At 60.9% G+C, this 25,058-nt stretch carries 22 protein-coding genes; 10 read left to right on the top strand and 12 right to left on the bottom strand.

The features are described 5' to 3' along the window. The first annotated feature begins 26 nt into the window (after positions 1-26). Positions 27-959 (top strand): AEC family transporter, encoded by a 933-nt coding sequence (locus J4721_RS00525; protein WP_102848750.1) that lies wholly within the window; start codon positions 27-29, stop codon positions 957-959. A gap of 58 nt (positions 960-1,017) precedes the next feature. Here the strand turns inward: J4721_RS00525 and J4721_RS00520 are convergent, their stop codons facing one another. The 3 genes from J4721_RS00520 to J4721_RS00510 all read right to left on the bottom strand — a co-directional run bounded on the left by J4721_RS00520 (position 1,018) and on the right by J4721_RS00510 (position 4,157). Next, a complete protein-coding gene (locus tag J4721_RS00520; protein WP_014873911.1) occupies positions 1,018-2,535 on the bottom strand; it encodes a tripartite tricarboxylate transporter permease in 1,518 nt (505 codons plus the stop codon). Position 2,536: 1 nt separating this feature from the next. Continuing rightward, the gene (locus J4721_RS00515) at positions 2,537-3,031 is read right to left on the bottom strand and encodes a tripartite tricarboxylate transporter TctB family protein (protein WP_061048187.1); all 495 of its coding nucleotides are present in this window, start codon (positions 3,029-3,031) and stop codon (positions 2,537-2,539) included. A gap of 148 nt (positions 3,032-3,179) precedes the next feature. Then, a complete protein-coding gene (locus J4721_RS00510) occupies positions 3,180-4,157 on the bottom strand; it encodes a tripartite tricarboxylate transporter substrate binding protein (protein ID WP_014873909.1) in 978 nt (325 codons plus the stop codon). 130 nt (positions 4,158-4,287) lie between these two features. Between J4721_RS00510 and J4721_RS00505 the strand changes: the two genes are divergently transcribed. Genes J4721_RS00505 through J4721_RS00495 form a run of 3 tightly spaced genes read left to right on the top strand, consistent with a single transcriptional unit; the run spans position 4,288 to position 7,414 of the window. After that, positions 4,288-4,953, top strand: a complete 666-nt coding sequence (locus tag J4721_RS00505; protein WP_014873908.1) for a response regulator transcription factor — start codon at positions 4,288-4,290, stop codon at positions 4,951-4,953. Next, complete coding sequence (locus tag J4721_RS00500) at positions 4,950-6,365, top strand: sensor histidine kinase (protein WP_061048189.1); 1,416 nt, start codon at positions 4,950-4,952, stop codon at positions 6,363-6,365. Before J4721_RS00505 ends, J4721_RS00500 begins: the two co-directional genes overlap by 4 nt. Further along, positions 6,335-7,414, top strand: coding sequence for an ABC transporter substrate-binding protein (locus tag J4721_RS00495; RefSeq protein WP_102883140.1), 1,080 nt, complete (start codon positions 6,335-6,337; stop codon positions 7,412-7,414). The genes J4721_RS00500 and J4721_RS00495 overlap by 31 nt, the downstream gene beginning before the upstream one ends. 9 nt (positions 7,415-7,423) lie before the next feature. Here J4721_RS00495 and J4721_RS00490 read toward each other — a convergent pair whose 3' ends face one another. The 5 genes from J4721_RS00490 to J4721_RS00470 all read right to left on the bottom strand — a co-directional run bounded on the left by J4721_RS00490 (position 7,424) and on the right by J4721_RS00470 (position 13,926). Beyond that, on the bottom strand, positions 7,424-8,515 hold the full coding sequence (locus J4721_RS00490; protein WP_014873905.1) for an ABC transporter ATP-binding protein: 1,092 nt from the start codon (positions 8,513-8,515) through the stop codon (positions 7,424-7,426). 31 nt (positions 8,516-8,546) lie between these two features. Next, positions 8,547-10,205: an alpha-amylase family glycosyl hydrolase gene (locus tag J4721_RS00485; RefSeq protein WP_211001859.1), complete on the bottom strand. Its 1,659-nt coding sequence runs from the start codon at positions 10,203-10,205 to the stop codon at positions 8,547-8,549. Between the two features lie 62 nt (positions 10,206-10,267). Continuing rightward, entirely contained in the window at positions 10,268-11,416 is a 1,149-nt protein-coding gene (locus tag J4721_RS00480; protein WP_211001858.1) for a carbohydrate ABC transporter permease, read from the bottom strand. 12 nt (positions 11,417-11,428) lie between these two features. Then, positions 11,429-12,436, bottom strand: coding sequence for a carbohydrate ABC transporter permease (locus J4721_RS00475; RefSeq protein WP_014873902.1), 1,008 nt, complete (start codon positions 12,434-12,436; stop codon positions 11,429-11,431). Positions 12,437-12,573: 137 nt separating this feature from the next. Next, the gene (locus tag J4721_RS00470; protein WP_211001857.1) at positions 12,574-13,926 is read right to left on the bottom strand and encodes an ABC transporter substrate-binding protein; all 1,353 of its coding nucleotides are present in this window, start codon (positions 13,924-13,926) and stop codon (positions 12,574-12,576) included. Between the two features lie 248 nt (positions 13,927-14,174). Between J4721_RS00470 and J4721_RS00465 the strand changes: the two genes are divergently transcribed. Together J4721_RS00465 and J4721_RS00460 are read left to right on the top strand one after the other, a co-directional pair. Next, the gene (locus tag J4721_RS00465) at positions 14,175-15,206 is read left to right on the top strand and encodes a LacI family DNA-binding transcriptional regulator (protein WP_027247788.1); all 1,032 of its coding nucleotides are present in this window, start codon (positions 14,175-14,177) and stop codon (positions 15,204-15,206) included. A gap of 26 nt (positions 15,207-15,232) precedes the next feature. After that, positions 15,233-16,567, top strand: coding sequence for a GH1 family beta-glucosidase (locus J4721_RS00460; RefSeq protein ID WP_211001856.1), 1,335 nt, complete (start codon positions 15,233-15,235; stop codon positions 16,565-16,567). A 22-nt stretch (positions 16,568-16,589) separates the two neighbouring features. Here the strand turns inward: J4721_RS00460 and argE are convergent, their stop codons facing one another. The 4 genes from argE to J4721_RS00440 all read right to left on the bottom strand — a co-directional run bounded on the left by argE (position 16,590) and on the right by J4721_RS00440 (position 21,599). Beyond that, positions 16,590-17,744, bottom strand: coding sequence for an acetylornithine deacetylase (gene argE / locus J4721_RS00455; RefSeq protein ID WP_211001855.1), 1,155 nt, complete (start codon positions 17,742-17,744; stop codon positions 16,590-16,592). Between the two features lie 4 nt (positions 17,745-17,748). After that, positions 17,749-18,933 carry a M24 family metallopeptidase gene (locus J4721_RS00450; protein WP_211001854.1) on the bottom strand — a complete coding sequence of 395 codons (1,185 nt, stop codon included), beginning with the start codon at positions 18,931-18,933 and terminating at the stop codon, positions 17,749-17,751. Between the two features lie 34 nt (positions 18,934-18,967). Next, a complete protein-coding gene (locus J4721_RS00445; RefSeq protein WP_211001853.1) occupies positions 18,968-20,341 on the bottom strand; it encodes an aspartate aminotransferase family protein in 1,374 nt (457 codons plus the stop codon). A 232-nt stretch (positions 20,342-20,573) separates the two neighbouring features. Then, the gene (locus J4721_RS00440) at positions 20,574-21,599 is read right to left on the bottom strand and encodes a LacI family DNA-binding transcriptional regulator (RefSeq protein WP_102869603.1); all 1,026 of its coding nucleotides are present in this window, start codon (positions 21,597-21,599) and stop codon (positions 20,574-20,576) included. A gap of 128 nt (positions 21,600-21,727) precedes the next feature. On the opposite strand from J4721_RS00440, the gene J4721_RS00435 reads away from it, so the two are divergent. From J4721_RS00435 to J4721_RS00420, 4 genes are all read left to right on the top strand, one after another. Next, positions 21,728-21,913 carry a hypothetical protein gene (locus tag J4721_RS00435; protein ID WP_014873894.1) on the top strand — a complete coding sequence of 62 codons (186 nt, stop codon included), beginning with the start codon at positions 21,728-21,730 and terminating at the stop codon, positions 21,911-21,913. 23 nt (positions 21,914-21,936) lie between these two features. After that, the gene (locus tag J4721_RS00430) at positions 21,937-23,082 is read left to right on the top strand and encodes a TRAP transporter substrate-binding protein (RefSeq protein ID WP_014879382.1); all 1,146 of its coding nucleotides are present in this window, start codon (positions 21,937-21,939) and stop codon (positions 23,080-23,082) included. Positions 23,083-23,197: 115 nt separating this feature from the next. Continuing rightward, a complete protein-coding gene (locus tag J4721_RS00425; RefSeq protein WP_027247795.1) occupies positions 23,198-23,710 on the top strand; it encodes a TRAP transporter small permease in 513 nt (170 codons plus the stop codon). Positions 23,711-23,722: 12 nt separating this feature from the next. Beyond that, positions 23,723-25,051, top strand: a complete 1,329-nt coding sequence (locus tag J4721_RS00420; protein ID WP_014879380.1) for a TRAP transporter large permease — start codon at positions 23,723-23,725, stop codon at positions 25,049-25,051. The last annotated feature ends 7 nt before the right edge of the window (positions 25,052-25,058 follow it).

Raw genomic sequence — 25,058 nt, 5'->3', positions numbered from 1 at the left:
CGACCCCGCCCACAGGAAGGCACATCATGTTTCAGAGCCTGATTGATGTCATCCTGCCGGTGTTTCTGGTCATCGGTGCGGGCTATGTCGCCACCCGTCGCGGATATTTTCAGGCCAGCCATGTCGATGGGCTGATGAAATTCACCCAGAGCTTTGCCATCCCCTGCCTGTTGTTTCGCGCCATTGCGACGCTGGACCTGTCGGCGAGTTTTGATCCGCGCCTGCTGATCAGCTTCTACACCGGCGCCGCGATCTGTTTCAGCCTTGGCATGATTGGCGCACGGCTGATTTTCAAACGCGACTGGGAAGATTGCGTGGCGATAGGTTTTTGTTGCCTGTTCTCCAATTCGGTTCTGCTGGGCCTGCCGATCACGGAACGTGCCTATGGTGCCGACAATCTGACCGGCAACTATGCAATCATCGCCTTTCACTCGCCGTTTTGCTACGGGCTGGGCATTACGGTGATGGAGATCGTGCGCAACAAGGGCGCGGGCGGCTTTGCTACGGTGAGATCGGTTTTCAGCGCCATGTTCAAGAATGTGCTGATCCTCGGCATCGCCCTGGGGTTTGTCGTCAACCTCTCGGGCCTGTGGATTCCGCAGGCGGTGGATGAGGCCCTGTCGCTGGTCATTCGGGCGGCCCTGCCGACGGCGCTGTTTGCGCTTGGGGGGGTGCTGGTGCAATACCGCCCCGAAGGAGATCTGCGCGCCATCGGCTTTGTCTGCGCGATCTCATTGATGGTACATCCGGCGCTGGTCTGGAGCATGGGCAGCGCCTTGAAGGTGCAGCCGGATCTGTTCCGCTCTGCGGTGCTGAATGCCGCGATGGCGCCGGGGTTCAACGCCTATATCTTTGCCAACATGTATGGGCGCGCGAAACGGGTGGCGGCCTCCTCGGTGCTGATTGCTACGGGATCCTGTATCCTGACGGTCTGGCTGTGGCTGCTGATCCTGGGCTGAGCGGTCAAACAAACAGGGGCGCCGCAGCGCCCCCGATGGTCTGTTTCCATGGCGGCTATCAATCGCCGTCGGCCACACCGCGCTGGCGCAGCCGCGCACGGCGGGCACGGTAGCTGGGCAGGATCACCAGAAGGGCCGCCAGCCCCAGCAGGCCGATGGTCATCGGGCGCTCCATCAGGAAGCCCAGCCCATCATAGAGCTGCATCGAGCGGGAGAAGTTATCCTCCAGCATTGAGCCCAGAATGAAGCCGATCAGCAGGGGCGCGAGCGGATAGTCGGCAAAGCGCAGCACCGTGGCACAAATCCCGAGACCCACAAGGATCAGCAGTTCGGTCGCATTGTTCTGCCCGATATAGGCCCCCATCAGCGTGAAGAAGAAGATGAAGGGGATCAGGTAGTTGCGCGGCACTGCCAGCACCTTGGCGATATAGGGGATCAGCGGCAGGTTCAGAACCAGAAGGATCAGATTGCCGACATACATGGAGATGATCACGGCCCAGAAGATCTCCGGCTCATCCACCATCAGGCGCGGGCCGGGCGAGACATTGAGCGCGATCAGCGCGCCCAGCAGGATCGCCGTGGTGCCGGAGCCGGGAATGCCCAGCGTCAGCAGTGGCACGAAGGAACCTGTGCAGGCTGCGTTATTGGCGCTTTCGGGCGCGGCGAGGCCTTTGATCGAGCCCTTGCCGAACTCTTTCTGCTCCTCCTTCGGGGCGATATTGCGCTCCACTGCGTAGCCAAGGAAGGAGGCGATGGTGGCCCCGGCCCCCGGTAGCACCCCGATCAGAAAGCCCTGAATCGACTGGCGACCAATCACTGGCGCGATGGATTTCGCCTCCGCCCTGGTGATGCGCAGATCCTTGATCTCATTGCTGCCGCCTTCGGTCTTGGAGCGGCTGGGATCCAGCACCAAGTACAGCGCCTCTGGCAGGGCAAACATCGCCATGGCCAAGGTTATGAAACCAAAGCCCGATTGCAGATCCATAATGCCCATGGTGAAGCGGGGCATATTGAACAGCGCGCCCTCACCCACCGTGGCCATGATTAGGCCAAGAACAGTCATCAGCAGCGCCTTCACCACCTGGCCGGTCCCCGCAAAGGCGGCGATGGCGGAGAGGCCCACAACCATCAGCGCGAAATATTCCGCCGAGTGGAACAGCAGGGCAACGCTGGCCAGTGCGGGCGCGAAGATCATCAGCAGGACAGCACCGATGCTGCCGCCGCAGAAGGACGAAATCGCCGCCACGGTCAGCGCCTTGCCGGCCTTGCCCTGCCGCGCCAGCGGGTAGCCATCGAAGGACGTCGCCACTGTCGAGGCCACACCCGGCGCGTTGATCAGGATGGACGAAGTCGAGCCACCGAAGATGGCGCCATAGTAGACACCCGCCAGCAGGATCAGCGCGGCCGAGGGATCACCGATGGAGATCGCCACCGGAATCATAATGGAAATGATGCTCATCGGGCCGAGACCCGGCAACATGCCGATAAAGGTGCCGATGAGGCAGCCGCCGATCACCATCAGGAGGTTACTAAAGGAAAAGGCCGTGCTGAGGCCGATCAGAATACCATCCAGCATATCAGCCCCCAGTTCCCAAGAAGAAGGGCAGCGGGCGCAGGTAGATGCCCAGCACCTGCTGCACCAGATACCAGACCACGCCAGCCGCCAGAACAGCGATGGGGATCAGGATATGCAGCTTGCGCTCGCCAAGGATCATGGCGCTGATCACCAGAAAGCCAACGGTGGCGATCAGGAACCCCACCGGACGCAGCGCCAGCGCATAGAGGACCATCATCGCCAGAAGTGCCGTGGCCTGACCCAGCTTGTAATCCAGCAGACGTCGGTAATCGATGTCGCCGGCCTTTGGGCCCGCATCGGATTTCTGCGGCGACAGCAGGATGATCAGCGCGCAGATCACCGCCATGACAGACAGCCCCTTGGGGAAGGTGCTGGGCCAGATGGCATTGAATTTCATGAACGGCGGTAGCCCTTCGTCCATGGTGAAAAAGGCCGTGTAGCCATAGGCGAGGCTGATCATGAGAATGACCAGCGCGATCCATCGGTCGAGCGCCATCGGGCTCTCCCCCCTTTGGTGAGATATGTTCAAAGTGAAACCTGAGCGGCGGCGCGGCCTCCTCCCGAAGATGCGCGCCAGCGGTTTCTGTCGTCAGAGGCGGGCGCCCGGCACCTCTCGGACCGGACGCCTGTCTGCTCTGCCAGACTTAGAGGAAGCCGAGTTCCTGCATCAGGCTCTTGATGACCTCTTCCTGTCCTTCCAGGAAGCTGACGAAATCATCGCCGCTGTTGTGGATGTTCACCCAACCGTTGCGGGCGCGGACCTCTTCCCATTCGGGGGTGTCATACATCTTGGCCAAGGCTGCGCGATAGGCGTCGACCTTTTCCTGCGGAAGACCGGGGGCGCCAAAGAAACCGCGCCAGTTGACGAAGGTTGCGTCGATCCCCTGTTCTTTCATCGTGGGGGCGTCTGCATAGGCCGGCACGCGGTCCTCGGCGGTGACGCCGATGATTTTCACCTCGCCTGCGTTGGCGAGATCAATCGCCTCGGAGAAGCCGGTGGAGAGTGCCGCGATTTCACCGGAGAGGAGTGCCGCCATGGCAACCCCGCCTGCATCATAGGGGATGTATTTCACCGCTGTTGGCTCTTCGCCTGCGGCCTTCATCACCATCGCGGCGACCAGATGATCCATGCCACCGGGAACCGAGCCGCCACCGATGGCGGTCTTGCGCGGATCGGCCTGATAGGCGGCGATCAGATCGGACATGGAGTTGATTGGGCTGTCCTTGCCCACCACGATGGCCGCGTAATCACCAATGGTGCCTGCGACCATGGTGAGGTCACGAAAGTTATGCGGGAAGACACCGGTCAGCGAGCGGATCACAATCGGGGTGGAGTTCACCATCAGGGTGCCGTGGTTGCTCTCGGCGTTCTCAATCAGATAGCCGATTGCCTTGCCACCGCCGCCGCCGGACATGTTCTCAAAGGAGGCATTGCCCACCAGGCCCGCCTTGGTCAGCGCCTCACCGGTGCCGCGCGCGGTGCCGTCCCAGCCGCCGCCTGCGCCGCCGGGGATCAGAAAGTGGATGCTGTCCACCATCTCATCCGCAGAAACCGGCGCAGCAAAGGCCAGTGTCGCAGCGGTCACGGCCATCAGGGCGCGCCGGGTCAAAGTCATTTTCATCTGTTTGTCCTCCCATTTGACAAATGGCGGCTTGGCCGCTCATGACTGAAAGGGAACACGGCAAGCTGACACAAACCTGTCACACTCAATTTCACAGTCGCCCGTCCGCCCCTTTGATGGATAGATCCCCATGCGTTTCCTGCTGGTCGAAGACAATCTGAGCCTGGCCTCCGCCGTCGAAGACCGACTGCGGATGGATGGCCATGTGGTGGACCATGCCCCCGATCTGGCGGTGGCGGATGACTATGCGGCGACGGCGGATTATGACTTGATTTTGCTGGATATTATGCTGCCAGACGGGGACGGTCGCAGCTTTCTTAAGTCCCATCGCAGCCGCGAGGGCACGACGCCGGTGATCGTGCTGACTGCGCGTTCCGAGGTGTCGGACCGGGTTGGTGTGCTGGATCTGGGCGCGGATGATTATATCACCAAACCCTTTGATTTTTCCGAGTTGGAGGCGCGTTGCCGGGCCGTGTTGCGGCGCCATGGTGGCGGCAGTTCCAACCAGAAACGATTCGGTGCGCTGGTGTTTGATCCGCTGGCGGGCACGCTGGTGGTGGGCGACAAAACCGTCTCCCTGCGCAACAAGGAGTTGCGCTTGCTGGAAATTTTCATCAATGCGCCGGACCGGATCTTCTCCAAATCCAAGCTGGTGGACCGGCTGTTTTCCTATGAGGAAGACGTCTCGGAAAATGCGATTGAGGTTTATGTCGCGCGACTGCGCAAGCATCTGGCCGGGGCGGATGTGGAAATCACTACGGTGCGTGGGCTCGGCTACCGGATGTCGCTTGCATGAGCCGCGCGCTGCCGACCAGCGGGTCGATCAGGCGGCGGTTGACGTTGCAGCTGGTGGGCAGTGCCGCGTTTCTCGCCTCGCTGTTGTTTTTCATCGTATTGGTCTTCACCCGGGATGTGTCGCAGCGCACCCATGACAGCATCCTTCAGGCCTCGGCCACGTCGATTATGGATTCGGTCTCTGTCCGGTCGGGCGATGTGACAGTCGACATCCCCTATTCGGCCCTATCCATGCTGGGCAACGTCAGCGATGACCGGGTGTTTTATCGCGTCGCGCAGAATGACCGGCTGCTGACCGGTTACGGCGATCTGCCCCTGTCTGATCTACTGCCACAACGAGGGCAGCCGCGGTTTGATACGGCGCCATACAAGGGCGACAGCATCCGCATGGTGACGCTGGCGCGGCGGATCTCATTGAACGGTCAGGTGTCCGATGTGGTGATTTCAGTGGCGCAGACCCGCGAAGGACAGGCGGCGCAATTGGCAGAGCTGACGCGCACCGCGCTGCAGCTTGGCCTGGGGTTCTTTATGATTGCGGCGTTTCTGGCGATCTGGGCTGCGCAATCCAGCATTCGCCCGCTTGCCGAACTGGCCGAGGCCGTGTCGCGCCGTGGGCCGAAGGATCTGCGCCCGGTGCGCCGACCGGTGCCGTCCGAGATGATCCCGCTGGTGACGTCGCTCAACCGGTTTATTGAACGGCTGCGGGTTTCGTTGTCGCGGTCGGAAGATTTCATTGCTGAGGCGGCCCACCGGGTGCGCACCCCGCTGGCCACGGTGCGTGCGCAGGCGGAGATCACATTGAGGCGGGTTGAGCGGGACGAAAACCGCGCCTCGCTGCGCGAGATGATCCGCGCCATCGACGAAAGCTCCCGCGCGGCGGGGCAGCTGCTGGATCATGCAATGGTGACCTTTCGCACCGACAGCCTGCTGCGCGAAGAGGTGGATCTGGGGGCGCTATCTCGGGAACTGCTGAACCGGCTCCGTCCGATTGCGGAGCTGAAGGACATCGCGCTGCATTCCGACCTACCGCAAACACCGGCGCTATCGGGGGATCCGATCCTGATCCAAAACGCGGTGCGCAACCTGTTGGACAATGCGATCAAATATGCGCCATCCGAGAGCGACATTCAGGTCATCCTGCGCAAGGAGGGAGCAGAGTTGCGGCTGAGCATTATCGACGAGGCAGGCGGTTTTCCCAGCGGCGACACCGATGCGCTGACGGCACGGTTTGCGCGGGGCACCAATGCTGAAGGGACGATTGGCTCGGGCCTTGGTCTCACCATTGCGCGCGAGGTGGTGGAAGCCCACGGCGGGCGGCTGACGATCGCGCCAAGCCAAGCCACCAGCGGACCTCCTGCCGCATCCCCAAGACGGGAGGGATCATGCGTTTCCTTGTATTTCCCAGTGCCATGACCGGCCTGATCCGCGTATTTTGTCTGGCGGTTCTTGCCCTTGTTCTGCCAGCGCTCGCCGTGCAGGCGTTTGAGGTCGAGGATCAGCGCCGATTTGGCCCCACTGCCGGTGAGGCGAGCGCGGATATCCTGCGAGTCCTGTCCACCACGGACACCGATCTGCTAGCCCCGCTGGTCGAGAGCTTTCTGCGCACCCGACCCACGGTAGTGGTGGACTATGTGTCAGTCAGCAGTTCAGAGCTGATGCGCGCGGTGGTGGAGGAAGGCGCGGGTTTTGACCTTGCCGTATCCTCGGCGCTGGATCTGCAGACCAAGCTTGCCAATGATGGCTATACCCGCGCGCATTCCCCCGGTGGGCGGCTGCGGATCCCTGATTGGGCGGTCTGGCGCGATCATGTCTTTGCCTTCTCGCAGGAGCCTGCGTCGATTGTGTTGTCGCCGGCCGCCTTTGACGGGCTGGAGATGCCACGCAGCCGTCAGGCGCTGATGTCGCTCTTGCGGCGCTATCCGAACCGGTTCCGGGGCCGCATTGGCACCTATGACGTGGAGAAAAGCGGTCTTGGCTATATGTTTGCGACGCAGGATCTGCGCACATCGGAGAGTTTCTGGCGGATGATGGAGATTTTCGGCAGTCTCGATTTGCGGCTCTATTGCTGTTCCGGTGAGATGATCGAGGCGGTCGCGCGCGGGGAACTGGCCATCGCCTATAACGTGCTGGGCAGCTATGCCCGTGCGCGCGACGATCTGGCGGAGCTGATCGAAATCGTCGATCCGCAGGACTACACCAATATGATGCTGCGCACCGCTGTGGTGCTGCAGGGGGCAGAGCGGCCCGATCTGGCGGGGGCGTTCATCGATCACCTGTTGCGCGCCGCCTGGGGCGATGGGCGCGATCCGGCCTATCCTTTCCCGCGCTACGCCACCGCCGAGACCAGCCCCACCGCCGCGCTGCGCCCGATCCAGATGGGACCAGGGCTGCTGGTGTTTCTGGACCGGCTGAAACGGGCGCGTTTCCTTGAAGAATGGCGCAGTACCGTCCTGCAGAAATAGCGCACCCCCTTAGCGATAAAGCAGCGACTGGCCTTTGTGGAACAGGTGCAGCCTGGCCGGATCGGCATAGAGCCGTACAGAGGAGCCGCGCAGCCCCTTGTGAATGCCGGGGAGTTTCGCAATCAGGGGATCCTTGCCCCCGCCTGCGGCGATGTAGAGCACCGTAACCTCACCCAAGGCCTCCACGATATCGACGCGGCTGTCGATCAGCGCGCCGCCTGTGCCGGTTTCGACCAGATCCTCGGGCCGGACGCCGACATTCACCGCGAGGCCCTGATCGGCGTCGGTCGTGGGGATATCGGCCATGACCTCCTCGCCGCTGTTGAGCCGCACGGTGGTCCGTGGGCCGGTGGCAATCACGGTGCCCGGGATCAGGTTCATGGCAGGTGAGCCGATGAACTGGGCCACAAATTCATTCTCCGGTCGCTGGTACAGCTCCAGTGGCGTGCCGACCTGTGCGATGCCTTTGTCGGCGAGCACCACAATACGGCTGGCCAGCGTCATCGCCTCCACCTGATCATGGGTCACATAGATCATGGTGCTGTCCGGCATCGCCTCTTTCAGCTGGGCGATTTCGATCCTTGTGGCGACCCGCAGGGCCGCGTCCAGATTTGAGAGTGGTTCATCAAAGAGATAAACCTTCGGATCGCGCACGATAGAGCGGCCGATGGCAACCCGCTGCCGCTGCCCGCCCGACAGCGCCTTGGGCAGGCGGTCGAGATAAGGCTCAAGCTGCAGGATCTTGGCAGCACGGTCGATGGCGGCGTCGATCTCTGGCTTGCTTTTCTTCGCGATTTTCAGCGCAAAGGCCATGTTGTCGCGCACTGTCATATGCGGATAGAGCGCGTAGGATTGAAACACCATCGCGATGCCCCGCTGGGCGGGCGGAATATCATTCATCACCGCATCGTCGATTTCCAGCGTGCCGCCGCTGATCCGCTCCAGCCCCGCGATCATCCGCAACAGGGTGGATTTGCCGCAGCCGGAGGGGCCGACAAAGACGATCAGCTCCCCCTGTTTGATATCAAGGTTGATATCTCTCAGGACCTCGACGCCGCCCCCGTAGGTCTTGGCGACATTGGTCAATTTCAGGTTTGCCATCTACTGGTCCCTCCCCTGCTCGTCGTTTCTGTCAGACCCGCACCGCGAGGCAGGCCTGCCACGGTGCCAGCGCGACACGGGCGCCGCTTTGCGGCAGGTCGGCCAGGGCGATATCGGTGTCGGGCTTGCGCCATGTGCCCTCCGGCAGGGTGATTTCTGCCGGGGTGTCCCCCAGATTGAAGGCGCAGAAGATCACCTCGTCGCGGTCCTGTCGGATGAAGAAGGCAACATTGCCCTCTGCCCGCAGCTGGTCATGAGTGCCAATCGCCAGCGCCGGATGCGCCTTGCGCAGGGCGATGGCACGGCGATAGTGGTGCAGCATGGCGTCCGGGTCGGTTTCTTGGCTGGCCACGCTCAGGTTCAGGTGCTCGGGCGAGACAGGCAGCCATGGCTTGCCCGCGCTGAAGCCACCAGAACCGTTGGAAGGCTCCCAGACCATCGGCGTGCGGCAGCCGTCGCGGCCCTTGAATTCGGGCCAGAACTCAATGCCATAAGGATCCTGTAGATCTTCAAAGGCGATATCCGCCTCCGGCAGGCCCAGTTCCTCACCCTGATAGATGCAGGTGGTGCCGCGCAGGCACATCATCATGGTGGTGAACAGGCGCTGCGCCTCCGGGCTGAGATCCCAGCGGCTGCTGTGGCGGATCACATCGTGGTTGGAGAACGCCCAGCAGGCCCAGCCATTTGCGGCCACACGGTCCACCTCGGCAAAGACCTCGGCCAGACGGGAGGCCGTCAGCACATCCTTGGCCAGAAGTTCAAAGGCGTAGCACATGTGAACACCGGTGCTGCCTGCCGTGTAGCTGCCCATGATCTCAAGGCCGCGCTGCGCGTCGCCCACCTCACCCACGGCGGCCTTTGCCGGGTATTCATCCAGAAGCGCGCGGAACCGGCCCAGGAAGGCCAGATTTTCCGGCTGGTTCTTGGAATAGAGATGTTCCTGATGGTTATAGGGGTTCACCGAGGGGGCGATGGTGGCATTGCGCTGCTCTGGCGGCAGGGCTGGATTGGAGCGCAACTCTGCATCGTGATAGTAGAAATTGATCGTATCAAGGCGGAAGCCGTCAACGCCACGCTCCAGCCAGAAGCGGGTCGCATCCAACAGCGCGTTCTGCACGGCGGGGCAGTGAAAATTCAGATCCGGCTGCGAGACAAGGAAGTTGTGCAGGTAATACTGCTCACGCCGGGGATCCCATTGCCAGGCAGAGCCGCCAAAGATCGACAACCAGTTGTTCGGCGGTGTGCCATCGGGCTGCGGGTCGGCCCAGACGTACCAGTCAGCGCGGGCATTGTCGCGGCTCTGGCGGCTTTCGCCGAACCACGGGTGCTGGTCAGAGGTGTGCGACAGAACCAGATCGATCATCACGCGGAGGCCAAGACCATGCGCCGTTGCGACCAACTGATCAAAGTCGGACAGGCTGCCAAACATCGGATCGACGTCGCAATAGTCGGAGACATCATAGCCGAAATCCTTCATCGGGGAGGTGAAGAAGGGAGAGATCCAGATCGCGTCCACCCCAAGCGATGCGATATGCGGCAGGCGCTCGGTGATGCCCCTGAGGTCACCGATGCCGTCGCCGTTGCTGTCCTGATAGCTGCGTGGGTAGATCTGATAGATCACCGCACCACGCCACCAATCGGGGTCAGCGGCGAGAAGCTGTGCCGGGTCGAGTTGAGCTTGAGCGTTCATGGCAGTTTTTCCATAGTCTTAGAATAAGGGCAGCGCCGGTGTGATCCGGCCTGCGGATCACGTCACTTGACCGAGCCTGCAAGGAGGCCACGGACGAGGTATTTCTGCATGGCAAAGAAGACGGCGAGCGGCACCGCAATCGAGACAAAAGCGGAGGTTGCGAGGATCTCCCAATTGCCGCCCCGGGTGCCCAGCAGTTCAACAATCTGCTTGGTCATCACCGTGGTTTCTCCGGTCGCGTCAATCAGGAACACCATCGCCACCAGAAGGTCATTCCAGGTCCACAGGAACTGGAAAATCGCAAAGGACGCCAGTGCCGGGAACGACAGGGGCAGGATGATGCGCACAAAGATCATGAAATCGGTCGCGCCATCCACGCGGGCGTTTTCGATGATGTCGCGGGGAATGCCGACCATGTAGTTGCGCAAAAGGTAAATCGCGAGTGGCAGGCCAAAACCGGTGTGGGCCATCCAGACGCCGATGTATCCCTTGCCGATGCCGATCTCATTGTGGAACTTCAGCAGTGGGATCAGGGCCAGTTGCAATGGGACCACCAGCAGGCCAACGATGGCCGCCACCAGCAGGGCGCGGCCCGGAAATTCCATCCACGCCAGCGCATAGGCGGCGAAGGCCGCAACAAGGATCGGGATGATGGTTGCCGGGATGGTGACGGTCAGCGTGTTGAAAAACGCCTTGGCCATATTGTCGGTTGAATTGCCGGAGATGAGCACGGTTTCATAGTTCTCCAGCGTGAATTCCGGCGGCACGGTTGCGGTGACGAACACACGGGGGCCGCGTTTGCCGCTGATTTCCTCAACGCTTTCCAGCCGGTAGGCGCCATCTGCCGCAACCGTCAGGGTGCCGCCACGGCGCAGCTCTGCACTGGTGCCGGGGTCATAGGCGGCAGGCTCACGCGCAGAGGTGCCCCAGGCGGAAATCTCGCTGCTGGTGCCTTCGGCAAAAAGACGCCCTTCGATCACATAGAGGTCGCCCTCCTGCATCTGTGTGCTGGGGGGATCGGTGCGCAGGGTCAGGTTCTGCTCGCTTGGGAACATCGCGCGCCACCAGCCGCTGGTTGCGATCTGATCTGAGGTGCGGAAGGAGGACGCCAACAACCCCAGCGTCGGGAACAGCCACAGCCCCACAAGCAGTACCACAGACAGGCGCAGGGCCCAGATCAGCGCAGGTTTCTCTCCGGCAATCATATTCATCGCGGTCTCTCCTCAGCGCATTTCGCGGCGGGCGTTGTAGACGTTCCAGACCAGGATCGGCAGGACCAGAAGCATGATGACCATGGCGCTGGCAGACCCGACACCCCAGTCATTGGCGCGGAACAGTTTGTCGTACATGTAGTTGGCCAGAACCTGCGTCTCCCACTGGCCGTTGGTCATGGCAAAGACGATGTCAAAGACCTTGAGCACGACGATGGTGATGGTGGTCCAGACCACGACGATGGTGTCCATGATCTGCGGCACCTTGATCTTGAAGAAGATCTGAAACGGCCCGGCCCCATCCACGATGGCGGCCTCCACGGTTTCTTCCGGGATGCCGCGCAGGGCTGCCGACAGGATCACCATGGCAAAACCGGTCTGGATCCAGATCAGCACCATCATCAGAAAGAAACTGTTCCAGAAGGGAATGGTCAGCCACTGCATCGGCCCGTCGCCGCCGAAATAGATGTAGAGCGCGTTCAGAACGCCGATCTGGTCGGTGCCTTCGGGGCGGGCGTCATAGACCAGTTTCCAGATCACCGCAGCGCCGACAAAGGAAATCGCCATCGGCATGAAGATCAGCGATTTGGCGATATTGCCCCAAACAAGGCGGTCCGTCAGCTGCGCCGCCAGCAGGCCAAAGGCGGTCGAGGCCGCAGGCACAACGAGGAGCCACAGAAAGTTGTTTTGGAGCGCCTCCCAGAATTTCGCCTCCGCCAGCATCTGCTGATAGTTGGCAAGGCCGACGAATTCTGATCCACCGCCGGGAACCCGTTCCGTAACCGACAGGCGCAGGGTCTCAACCACCGGGTAGGCCAGATAGAGCCCCAACGCGAGCAGCGCGGGCAACAGGAACAGCCATGGCCGGATCATATTGGCGCGGCGGATATTGCGGGCGATATGCGCGCCGCGTGCCGGAAAGATCACCCGATCCAGCACGAGATTGGAAAAGTAGAAATAGCCGACACACCCACCAACGCCAAAGGCGATGGTCAAGAGGCCCTGAATGGCTGGATGCATGGGATATCTCCCTTTGTGGTGAAGCGTGGCCCCGGACAGGCATCCGACAGGTCACGCGGACGCGCAGATTGGCGTGTCTGCGAGGGCGGAAACAGGGATAGTGCGGTCGGCCCATCGGGGCCGACCCTGTTGGTGACTTACTTCAGAGCATCCCAAGAGGACTGGATCTCTGCTGCGACCTCTTCGGCAGGGGTGCCGCCGGCATAGCCGACCATACCGGTCCAGAAGGATCCCGCACCAACACCACCCGGCATCAGATCCGATGCGTCAAAGCGGAAGGTATCGGCAGAGAGCAGAATCTCCCCCATCTTCTTCAGCGTATCGGTCGCATAGAGGTCGGTGTTCACGCCCTTATGCGGGGTCAGGAAGCCCTGTTGCGCCATCCAGACCTCATGCCCGATGGGAGATTTCAGGAACTCCATCAATGCGCGCGCGCCCTTGCTGTCGTTGGTGATCGACCACAGGGTCCCTGCCCCCAGAACCGGGCTGCCCAGCTCTTTTTCCTCATAGGCCGGGAAGTAGAAGAAATCAGCATCCAGACCGACTTCCGTTCCTTCGGGGAAGAACGCAGGGATGAAGGACGCCTGACGATGCATCAGACATTGCGGCGGGCTGGCGAACAGGCCTTTGGGGCTATCACGGAAATCGGTGGAGGCCACAGCCCCCGCCCCGCCGGAGACGTAGTCATCATTGCGGGCGAAATAGCCGAACTCTTCGATCGCATTCACAACACGCGGATCGGTGAACGGGATGTCGTTGGACACCCACTGGTCATAGACGCCCGGCTCCTGCGTGCGCAGCATCATATCCTCAACCCAGTCGGTTGCAGGCCAGCCAGTGGCACCACCAGATCCCAGACCGATGCACCAAGGGGTGTTGCCGTCAGCCACCATCTGATCGGTCAGCGTTTTCAGCTCTTCCATCGACTGGGGGATATCATAACCGAAATCTTCAAAGGTTTCAGGTACGTACCAGACAAGGGATTTCACATCGACCTTGTAGAACAGACCAAAGACATCTTCGTTGCCATCCGGCCCCGTGAAGGTGCTGAGATCAACCCAAGAGTCACCGGCGGCATAATTTTCACGGACCCAATCGGCGGTCTCGCTGCCCAGCGGCGCGATAAAGCCGCGTGCGGCCATGTCCGATACAAGACCCGGCTGCGGGAAGACGGCGACGTTGGGCGCGGAGCCTGCCTCTGCATCGACGACGATCTGCTGCTCAAAACTGTCAGAGCCAGTGTAGCGCACGTCCGCACCGGTGGCTTCGGCGAAATATGCCAGGACCTTTTCCACAAGCTCCTGATCCGGGCCAAGCCAGGGGCCGAAAACCGTGACATGCTCCCCCGAAAGGTCAGTTGCCTTCAGCGCCTCGAAGCTCTCCCAGTTAAACTCTCCCTCGCCGACCGGAAAGGTCAGCGCGCCTTCGGCCTGCGCAAGACCAGCAGACAGGGCCAAGACGCCGGCTGCTGCAAAAAGACTGCGTTTCATGATGTTTCCTCCCGAGTGTTCAACGCGCCTGCCGTTTGTCACGGTTTCAAAGTTTTCAAAGCGCTTTGGATTTCAGCAAAATCTCGGATTCGGATGGAACTGTCAACAATTTCCCATCACATCACCAAACAAGCATAAAAAATACGGGACTTGCCAGCCTATCCCCGGCCCTGCCATAACTGCGCAGGTGGCCCACGGTTACCATGGGCATACACAATGAAATCAAAGCGCTTTGGAGTTTTCTGCGAATGAACCTGAAGGAATTGGCCGCATATCTGAACCTGTCGCAGACGACAGTGAGCCGCGCGCTCAACGGCTTTCCCGAGGTGAGCGAAGCAACCCGCAAACGCGTCGCGGCCGCCGCAGAGCAACACAACTACCGCCCCAACACCCGCGCCAAAGCGCTGGCCACAGGGCGCGCGATGGCGATTGGTCACGTGATCCCGTTGTCGTCGCAGCATGAGATGGTGAACCCAATCTTCGGCGACTTCATCGCAGGTGCCGGCGAGAGCTACGCCGCGGCCGGCTATGACATGGTGTTGTCGCTGGTTGAGGATAAGAAGCAGGAGAAAGCCTATCGCGAGATGGCCTCCAAACGGAATGTCGACGGCATCGTTTTACATGCGCCGCGCATGTCGGATCCCCGGATCGGACTGTTGCGTGAAATCGGCCTGCCCTTTGCCGTGCATGGCCGCGCCTCCGATCTTGCGGGGGAGTATTGCTGGCTCGATGTGAACAACAAAAGCGCCTTTGACCGGGCGACACGGTTTCTCATCGACCTTGGGCACCGGCGGATCTGCCTGGTGAACGGGTTGGAGAGCATGGATTTCGCCTGGCGTCGGCGGGCGGGCTATGAATACGCGCTAGAGGCCGCGGGCCTGCCGCTGGATCCCGCACTGATGTACGCGGAGGAAATGACCGAGAGCTATGGGTATCGCACCGTTGTGAAAACCCAGGCGATGGTAGATCCGCCCACCGCCTATCTGGTGTCGTCAATCATCCCCGCCATGGGGGTGCGCCGCGCGATTGAGGATTCGGGGCGTCAGATGGGGCGTGATATTTCGGTGATCACCCATGACGATGACCTGTCCTATCTGCGCAACGGCGATGAGGTGCCGCAATTCACCGCGACCGTGTCCTCCGTGCAGGAGGCAGGCCGGCAGCTGGCCAATCTGCTGTTGGACCAGATCCGCAATCCCGGTCAGCCGCTTCCCACCCGCCTGCTGGAGGCCCAGCTGACCGTTGGGCGTTCAACCGGACCTGCGCCCATTCTTCGCTGATTGCCCCCGACAGGAGCCCCTGCCCCATGTTCCGAAACAGCCGCGCTGATTTTCCCAAAGACTTCCTCTTTGGCACCGCGACCTCTGCCTATCAAATCGAAGGTCATGGATTTGGCGGTGCTGGGCTCACCCATTGGGACAGTTTCGCCGCCACCCCCGGCAACGTCGTGCGCGCCGAACATGGCGGGCGGGCCTGCGACCACTACCACCGCTACGCCGAGGATCTTGATCTGGCGGCGGCAGCCGGGTTCGACTGCTATCGATTTTCCACCAGCTGGGCGCGGGTCATGCCCGAGGGCCGCGGCGCCTCGAACCCTGAGGGGTTGGATTTCTACGACCGGTCGACGGATGCGATGCTGGAGCGCGGGCTGAAGCCCTGTGTGACGCTTTATCACTGGGAGTTGCCGCAGGCCCTGGCGGATCTGGGCGGCTGGCGCAACGCGGAGATCGCCAACTGGTTTGGCGACTACGCCGAGGTGATCATGGGGCGGATCGGCGACCGGATGTATTCCGCAGCCCCGATCAATGAACCCTGGTGCGTGGGCTGGCTGTCGCATTTCCTTGGCCATCACGCGCCGGGGCTGCGCGACATTCGCGCCACCGCCCGGGCGATGCACCATGTGATGCTGGCCCATGGCACTGCCATTCAGGCGATGCGCGCCCTCGGCATGAGCAATCTCGGTGGCGTGTTCAATCTGGAATGGGCCACGCCCGTTGATGACAGCGAGGCCGCGCAGCAGGCCGCCGCACGCTATGATGCGATCTACAACGGCTTTTTCCTTGGCGGTGCCTTTCACGGGCGATACCCGGATCTGGCGCTGGAAGGGCTGGAGCCGCATCTACCAAAGGGCTGGCAGGATGATTTTGCCACCATCACCGCCCCGGTCGACTGGTGCGGGCTGAACTACTATACGCGCAAACAGATAGCCCCTGACGCAGGCCCATGGCCGCAGTATGCCGAGGTGAATGGCCCGCTGCCCAAAACCCAGATGGGCTGGGAAATCTATCCGCAGGGGCTCTATGACTTCCTGACACGGACAGCGCGCCACTACACAGGTGATTTGCCGCTGATTGTGACGGAAAACGGCATGGCCAATGCGGATGTTGTGACAAAGGGCAAGGTGGAGGATGCGGCGCGCATCACCTTTGTCGATGACCACCTCGACGCCGTGCGTCGCGCGATTGCCGATGATGTGCCAGTGCAGGGTTATTTCCTATGGTCGCTGTTGGACAACTACGAATGGGCGCTGGGGTATGAAAAACGCTTTGGCCTGGTGCATGTGGATTTTGAAACGCTGAAACGCACACCGAAGGCGTCTTATCATGCGTTGCGATCTGCGCTTACGGGTGCATCCAAATAAGGGCGGTGCAGGAGCACAGGCGTCAGTCCGCCAGCCGCCCTGCCAATCGATTCAGCACAGTGAGGCATTGTGAGAGCTGATCGAGCGTCAGATATTCATCCGCCTTATGCGCCTGCGCAATGGATCCGGGGCCGCAGACGACCACATCCATGCCAAGCTCCTGAAACAACCCGGCCTCGGTGCCGAAAGGCACCAGCTCAGCAGCATTGCTGCCGAGCAGATCCGCCATGAGTTCACGCGCCTCATTTTGAGTGGTGGGGGTGAGCCCGGCCACCTCGCCCACCACCTCAGTCTCAATGCTGGCCTCCGGGTAGATCGCCTGCATCGCGGGCAAGAGCGTGTCGCGGCAATAGCGCGCCATCGTCTCCTTGACATGATCCGCGTCCGAGGGCTGCACCGGTCGCATCTCCCAATCCACCTGCGCTTTTGACGCGATAACATTATGGGCGCTGCCGCCATTGAGGGCGCCGATGTTCAGCGTCGTCCAGGGCGGATCAAAGCGGCTGTCCGGTGGGGTACGCTGTTGCAGATCACCGCGCAGATCCAGCAGGCGGCTCACATAACGCGCGGCATATTCCACCGCATTGACGCCCCGCCCTGGATTGGATCCGTGCCCCTCAAGCCCCTGAAACCGCGTGCTGTATTCGTGGCAGCCTTTGTGCCCTTCAACGACTCGCATGCTGGTGGGTTCCCCGATGAGCGCCAGTCGCGGTTTCAGCCCGCGCTCGCGCAGCGCCAGCACCAGATGACCGGCACCAATGCAGCCCACCTCCTCATCGTAGGTAAAGGCGAAATGGATAGGACGGCGGCTGATCTGCTCGGCGAACTCTGGGGCTATCGCCAATGTTGCGGCAATAAACCCCTTCATATCGCAGGTGCCGCGCCCGTAGAGCCGCCCGTCCCGCTCCACCATCGTGAAGGGATCGCTGGTCCAGTCCTGATCGGTTACCGGCACCACGTCACTGTGGCCCGACAATACAATCCCGCCATCGGTGTCCGGGCCAAGCGTGGCAAAGAGATTTGCCTTCTGCCCGCCGGCATCAAACATCACATCGACCCGCGCGCCGCAGTCCTCAAGCCGGTTGGCCAGATAGGCGATCATCTCCAGATTGCTGTCTGCAGAGACCGTGGGATAGGCGATGAGATCCGACAGAATGCGGGTAGTCTGCTCCATCACCCCGTTACCCCTTCACGAAGAGTTTGCGCTCAATAGAGCAGAGCGGCTCGGCAGCGCCTGTGTCGCGGATCAACAGGGTTTCGGTGGTCTCCAGCCCCCATGTGTCCATCCAGAGCGCTGGCATGAAATGGAACACCATACCGGGTTGCAGCACAGTTGTATCCTCACTGCGGATCGACGCTGTGCGTTCCCCCCAATCCGGCGGATAGGACAGGCCAACCGGATACCCCATGCGGCCCGAACGCTCGATACCGTGTTTGGCCATCACCGCCATGAAGGCATCGGCAATATCGCAGGTGCGATTGCCCGCACGGGCCGCCTCGATCCCGGCGGCGATGCCTTCGATCTGCGCCGCCTCGGTTCGCAGCATCTCTGCCGGAGGAGTGCCGAGGAAGACCGTGCGCGACAGTGGCGCGTGATAGCGGCGATAGCAGCCGGAGAGCTCGAAGAAGGTCGCCTCGCCCTGCCTCATCGGGGTGCCGTCCCAGGTCAGATGCGCCGCTGTCGCATCCAGCCCGGAGGGGGTCAGTGGCACGATGGCCGGGTAATCGCCCCAATCGTCCCCTACGCCAGTCACACCGGCATGCAGGATATCGGCCACCAGATCGTTTTTTCGCACGCCGGGTGCGGCCCGTTCGAGGGCGGTTTGGATCACCTTATCGGTGATCCGCGCGGCCTTGCGCATAAAGCTGATCTCGGCATCGGATTTCACAAGCCGCTGCCAATTGACCAGTGCGGTGGCATCCACCAGGTCCGCCTGTGGCAGCTCTGCCGCCAATACGGCATGGGCCTTTGCCGAGTAGTAATAATTCTCCATCTCGACACCGATCCGGGCGCGTTCCAGCCCGAGAGCGCACAGATGCCCGGCAAGATCCTGCATCGGATGTCGGTCGGTTGATTGGACAAAGTGGTCGCCATAGCCCAGCAGCCTGTCCTGCGGCATCCAACAGGTGCGGCGGGCGCCCATCATATCCATATGCCGCCCCCACCAGATCGGATTACCGTCTTGCGGGATGATCACCCCCTGATGCACGTAAAAAGACCAGCCATCATAGCCTGTGAGCCAAGCCTGATTAGAGGGATCCGTGACAAAGAGCGCGTCCAGCCCCGCAGCCGCCATCGCGGCGCGTGTCTTGTCCAGACGGTGCTGATATTCAGATTGTGTGAAGGGTGTCTGTGGTTTGGTCATCGCTCAGATCCTTTCCGCTCTTTACTCCGCCCCATCAGCCCAGCACCGCTGTTACGGCTCGATGGGTTGCGGCCACGACACGGTCCGCTTCATCCCGTGTCAGGCAAAATGGTGGCGCAAATCCAAGGATGTCCCCCTGCGGCATGGCCCGCGCGATCACGCTGTCCTGTTCCAGAAGTTTGGCGGCGATTTGCGGGCCGATCTTGTCACTGGCGTCGAAGAAACGGCGATCATCGCGGTCAGCGACAAACTCCACTGCGCATAACATCCCCTCGCCCCGCAGATCGCCGACATTAGGGTGATCGCCCAGCGCCGTGCGCATTTCGTCGTTAAGATAGGCCCCAATGGCACCGGCGTTTTCCACAAGACCAAGCTGGTCAATCAGTTTGAGGTTGGCCACCCCGGCAGCGGCCCCGATAGGATGCGCCGAATAGGTCCAGCCATGGCCGATGGGGCCGTTCTCATCTGTGCCGCGCTCCAGAACCTGCCACATCTTGTCCGACACGATAGAGCCCGACAGCGGTGCATAGGCCGATGTCAGCCCCTTGGCGATGGTGATAAGATCAGGTCGCATGCCGTAGTGATCCGAGCCGAACATCGTGCCCAACCGGCCAAAACCAGTCACCACCTCATCTGCGACCAACAGGATATCGTGCCGTTCAAGCACCGCCTGAATGGCGGGCCAGTATCCTGCGGGCGGCGGGACGATGCCCCCGGTGCCCAGAACAGGCTCGCCGATAAAGGCCGCGATAGTATCAGCCCCTTCTCGCGCAATCAGCGCCTCCAGCTCGGCCACGCAATGGGCAACGAAGTCTGCCTCGCTCTGGCTGAGGTCTTCACGGCGGAAATAATAGGGGGCCTCAGTGTGCACCACCTGTGCCAAGGGCAGATCGAACTTGTTATGGAACAGCTCCAACCCGGTCAGCGACCCGGTCATCAACCCCGACCCGTGATAGCCCCGCCAGCGCGAGATGATCTTTTTCTTTTCCGGCCGCCCCAGGATGTTGTTGTAATACCAGATCAGCTTGATGTTGGTTTCATTCGCATCCGACCCCGAGAGACCGAAATAGACCTTGGACATATGATCAGGGGCACGGTCCATGATCATCTTGGCCAGGGTGATAGACGCCTCGGTCCCATGCCCTACGTAGGAATGGTAATAGGCCAGTTCGCGGGCCTGATCGGCAATGGCTTCGGCGATTTCAGGACGGCCATAGCCCACATTCACGCAATAAAGCCCGGCAAAAGCATCCAGCATCCGATTGCCGTCTCGGTCCTCGATATGGCAGCCGGTGCCACCGGTCACCACGCGCTGAGGCAGATTTCCGCGGGCAAATTCAGCGAGATGCGTTGACGGATGAAAAAAGCTATCGCGATCCCATTGGTCCAATTGGTCGTTGCGTAGCATATGTGCTCACTCCTTGGCTGTGGCGGCGCGCCGCCTTTGGTCACATGAAGGGAGCCAGTTGCACGCGACAGACCAAGAGGCGGTCCGTTTTTGAGCAGAAAAGGCTCCGCTCACCCGGACAGCAGCGCGCAATGCCTTTATTGCCAGGGTCGTGTCACAGTTGGAGCATGGCGAGACCTTCCATGGCAACAGGTTTTTGTCAGCAGGCAGGTTGGTCGGTGACACCGCGCTGCTATCTGCCGGACGGCCGCGCCAAGGACTGACGCGTGACAAGAGTCGTGCTGATGCAGACCGACTGCCCCTCGGACCTGCCTTCCACGATTGCAATCAGCTCTTGCGCCGCCTTGCGCCCCATCTCGCGGTGCGGGACATGCACGGTTGTCAGAGCGGGACTGACGATTTCTGCCAGTTCGATATCATCGAACCCTGTGATGGAGACATCCTCAGGCACGGCGATGCCCCTGCTTCGCGCCTCGCGGAGCGCCCCTGCTGCCAAGACATCATTGCCGCACATCACCACGGTTGGGCGAGGCGTGCGTGACATCAGCTCCGCAAAGGCTGAGGCGCCCTTTTCAATCTCATAGGGGGCTTCGATCAATGTTAGCGCAGCCGGGTCGAGACCTCTGGAGCGCATGGCATCGCGAACACCGCTGACGCGATTTTGGGCACGGTCGTTGCCCTGCAAGATACCGGAGATCATCGCCATGTGGCGGTGCCCGGCATCAACAACCGTGTGGGCAAGATCCCGCATCGCGCCCTTGTTGCTGAAACCCACTGACGGCTGCAGCCGTTCAGGCGCATAAGACCAAGCAACAAGGACCGGTACCCGATGTTTCTCCAGATACTGGTAAATCTGCTCCTCCCGCTCATGACCAATCAGCAGCAAGCCATCTGCGCCACGCGCAACCAATGCACGGATCTGTTCCTTCTCCACCTCTGGGCTATATGCGGAACTGGACACCAGCAGCGTGTAGCCGTCCTCCCGCAGTTGATCCTGAAACGCCTGCAGCCCGCGCGCGAAGATCGCGTTGTCCATCGTGGGAATAATCGCTCCGATGGTAAAGCTGCGTTTGGCCGCCATAACGCGGGCGGCGAAGTTTGGCGTATAGCCCAGTGATTCGACCGCCTGCATCACACGCTGGCGGGTCGTTTCGATGACACGATCCGGTGAATTCAGGCAGCGCGACACTGTGGCGGTTGAGACGCCTGCGGCCTTGGCAACATCGTTAAGTGTTGGAGCGGAGGGGGTTTTTCCCATGTCGTACCTGTGATTTCCCTAGCTCATTTTAGCAGATTTCATGGCCACCGCCAGCCATCAATGTAAGCGCTTGCATTATCAATGTAAGCGCTTACAAATACTGTAGAGATAACAACGGGGATCTTTCGATGTTTCTGGTGGCGTCTGTCTGCGTGTTTGCCGTGTTCTTTGCCAATGTTGCCATGGGCGCATTTGGTGGCGGCGGTTTTCTGAGCGACGTCGGTGAGATGGTGATCCTGTTTGCAGCGTCCATTCTGTTTGTGGCTGCAATTCTCAAAAAAGAAGCTGACCAAAAAAACCAAGACGGCAGCTGATGGATTTCCAAGGGAGGAAGACAATGACGAATAGCAAGGATGGGCTCAAATCCGCAGAGCGCCGCAATTTTCTGAAACTGGCCTCAACCGGTTCTTTCACCGCAGCCCTGGTGGCGGGGGCCGGCGGAGTGCTCTGGTCAACAGAGGCGGTTGCACAAACCGCCAAGGAGGAAAAAGAACGTGAGGGTGCGGCCGAGCATATCATGACAGTGGCCACCGCCTATGTGCTGGGGGCATCGCGCAGCTATCCGATCATGCAGCTGGACCTGAAGGAGAACATCCAAAACGCCACCAACGGCAAGATCTACGTCAAACTGGCCCCCGGCGGACAGCTGGGCGCGGGCGGCGCATTGGTGCAGAAGGTGCAAGGCGGCACCATTCAGGCGGCACAGCATTCGCTGTCGAATTTCGCCCCCTTCGCCTCCACCGTAGATCTGATCAATATGCCCTATCTCTGCGGCTCCAACCAGCGGTTCACCAATCTGGTGACCTCCGACTTCTGGAATGCAGAGGTGCACCCCAAGGTGGAAGCCAATGGTTTCAAGGCTCTGTTCTATGTGAACATTGATCCCCGCGTGGTGGCTGTGCGTAAGGGCGGCAATGCTGTGACCTCACCGGGTGACATGGCGGGCGTTAAATTCCGGGTGCCCGGTTCCAAGATGCTGCAACAATATTACCGCATGGTTGGCGCCAACCCCACGCCAGTGGCCTGGGGAGAGACACCATCGGCGATCAAACAAGGTGTGGCAGATGCGCTCGATCCGTCGGTTGGCGCGCTTTATGTCTTTGGCTTCAAGGACATTCTCAGCCATGTGACCTTCACCCAGGCGGTGCCGGACAGTCAGGTTTACTCCTGCAATCTTGAGTGGTTCAATTCCTTGCCTGCTGATGTGCAGGACGGCGTGATGTGGGGGTCGGAAATGACCGCGCATCAAAACCTCTCCAAGGTTCCCTCGGCCCGCGCCTATGCAATGGCGGAGCTGGCCAAGGCCGGTGTTGCCTTCCACACGCTCAGCGACGATCAACTGGGTGAATGGCAAGAGGCCGGCGGCTATCAGCGCAGTGAATGGGATACGTTCAAGACAGAGCTGGCCGGGTCGATGGACAATTTTGCCAAGCTGGAAGAGGCCGCAGGCACGCAAGGCAAATACTACGTTCACGACGCGTAACGTGTCGCAAGACGTGGTGCCGGGGGCCGGCGCCACGTTCCCTTTCCCTCATAGCCGCCTTCGACAGCCCGATTTGGACTGATTTATCAGGCGCGCCCAAACCTCGGGACGAGCGATGGAACTCTTGCGAAAAATTGACAAAAACGCCGAGCGATGGCTGCTGCTGACCTTCTACGTGATGCTGGTTATCACCATGGCGGTTGAGGTTATCCGGCGCGAACTCTTTGCCTATTCCTCGATCTGGGGTGAGGAGATCGTGCGCTACTCCTTCATTTATCTCGCCTGGATCGGTGCCGCCGCCGCAGTGAAAGAGCGGGCCCATATCCGGATTGATGTGCTGATGCACTACCTTGGGCCGCGCCCCAAGGCGCTGCTCTATATCTTTGGCGATCTGGTGATGTTCGTTGTCGCGTTGGTGGCGCTTTACTGGTCGTTCGAGACGGTGCTGGTGTCAGCCAAATTCGGCTCCGTCAGCCACGGGCTGCGCATTTCCATGGTTTGGTTTCTGATGGCGGTGCCAGCCGGGTTCGCCCTGATGGTCTGGCGGCTGCTGCAATCCTTCCTACGCGATTTTCGCAGCCTTCGGGACGGCTCGCCCGTCTTTGAGGGCGACAAGCTGTTTGATTGAAGGATCTGAGAGATGCTGTGGAATTCACTCAATCAAACGGTTGAACTGGGGTGGGACTTTTACCTGCCGGTGATCCTGTTCGTGGCCCTGATTGCGCTGGCGGTACCGGTCTGGGCCGCCATCGGGGCGGCGGCCATCACCATGCTGGTGATGTCGGGCGATCTGCCGCTCAGTGCAATTGGAGAAAGCCTGTTCACCGGCATTGATGCCTTTGCGCTGACGGCGGTGCCGCTGTTCATCCTGACCGGTGATGTGCTGGTGCGCACCGGGCTAAGCAAGAAGTTCCTTGATGTGGCAGAGGCGTTGACCTGCTGGACGCGGGGCGGTTTCGGTTCGGCCACGGTGCTGGTCTGCGGCATGTTCGCGGCGATCTCAGGCTCTGATGCTGCGGGCGCTGCGGCAGTCGGCCGGATGACCATCGCCCGGCTGGTCGAAAGTGGCTACCCCCGCCCCTATGCCTGCGCGCTGGTGGCTGCGGGCGCCTGCACCGGCATCCTGATCCCGCCCTCCATCGCCTATATCATCATCGGTCTGGTGCTGGGCATTTCCGCCTCCACCCTATTTCTGGCGGCGCTGATCCCGGGGATTGCCATTTTGGTATCGATCCTCGTCACCAACATCATCATGAACCGGCTCTATACCTATGAGACCGGGGGCAACATGGGGCTGGGCGAATGGCTGGGCAATCTGGGCCAGTCGCTGAAATCCGGCTGGTATGCCTTTATCGTGCCGGGGATCATTTTCTATGGCATCTTCTCCGGTCGCCTGACCCCGACTGAGGCGGGCGCCACCGCCGTGGTCGTCACGATCCTGATGGGCTTCCTGCTCGGCACTCTGAAACTGGCGGACTTCCCGGCGATGCTGGTCAGCTCGGCCAAGGTGAACGGGGTGATCCTGCCAATCATCGCCTTTTCTGCCCCGCTGGCAGAGGCACTGGCCATCATGGGCGTGCCGCAGGGGTTTGTGACGGCGGTGACCGGGCTGACCGATGATCCGTCAATTCTGATACTGCTGATGATCTGCATTCTGATTGCGGCGGGCTGCGTGATGGAGACAACGCCAAACATCGTGATCCTGGCGCCGATCCTGAAACCGCTGGCCGACAACATCGGCATGAACGAAATTCAGTTCTGCATCATGATGATCACCGCGCTGGGGGTGGGGTTCATTACTCCGCCGTTGGGACTGAACCTATTCGTGGTCTCCGGCATCACCGGCGAATCCATCCTCAAGATCGCCGCCCGCGCCATTCCCTTTGTTCTGACCATGCTGATTGTGGTGCTGCTGATCGCTTATCTCCCTGCGATCTCAACCACGCTGCTCCCTGACATCTATAAATAGGACCCTT

This window comes from Phaeobacter sp. HS011, from assembly GCF_018101215.1.
In the GTDB taxonomy this organism is placed as follows: Bacteria; Pseudomonadota; Alphaproteobacteria; order Rhodobacterales; family Rhodobacteraceae; genus Phaeobacter; species Phaeobacter inhibens.
Note: the sequence above shows the minus strand (reverse complement) of the source record. Positions and strands in the feature narration are given on the sequence as shown.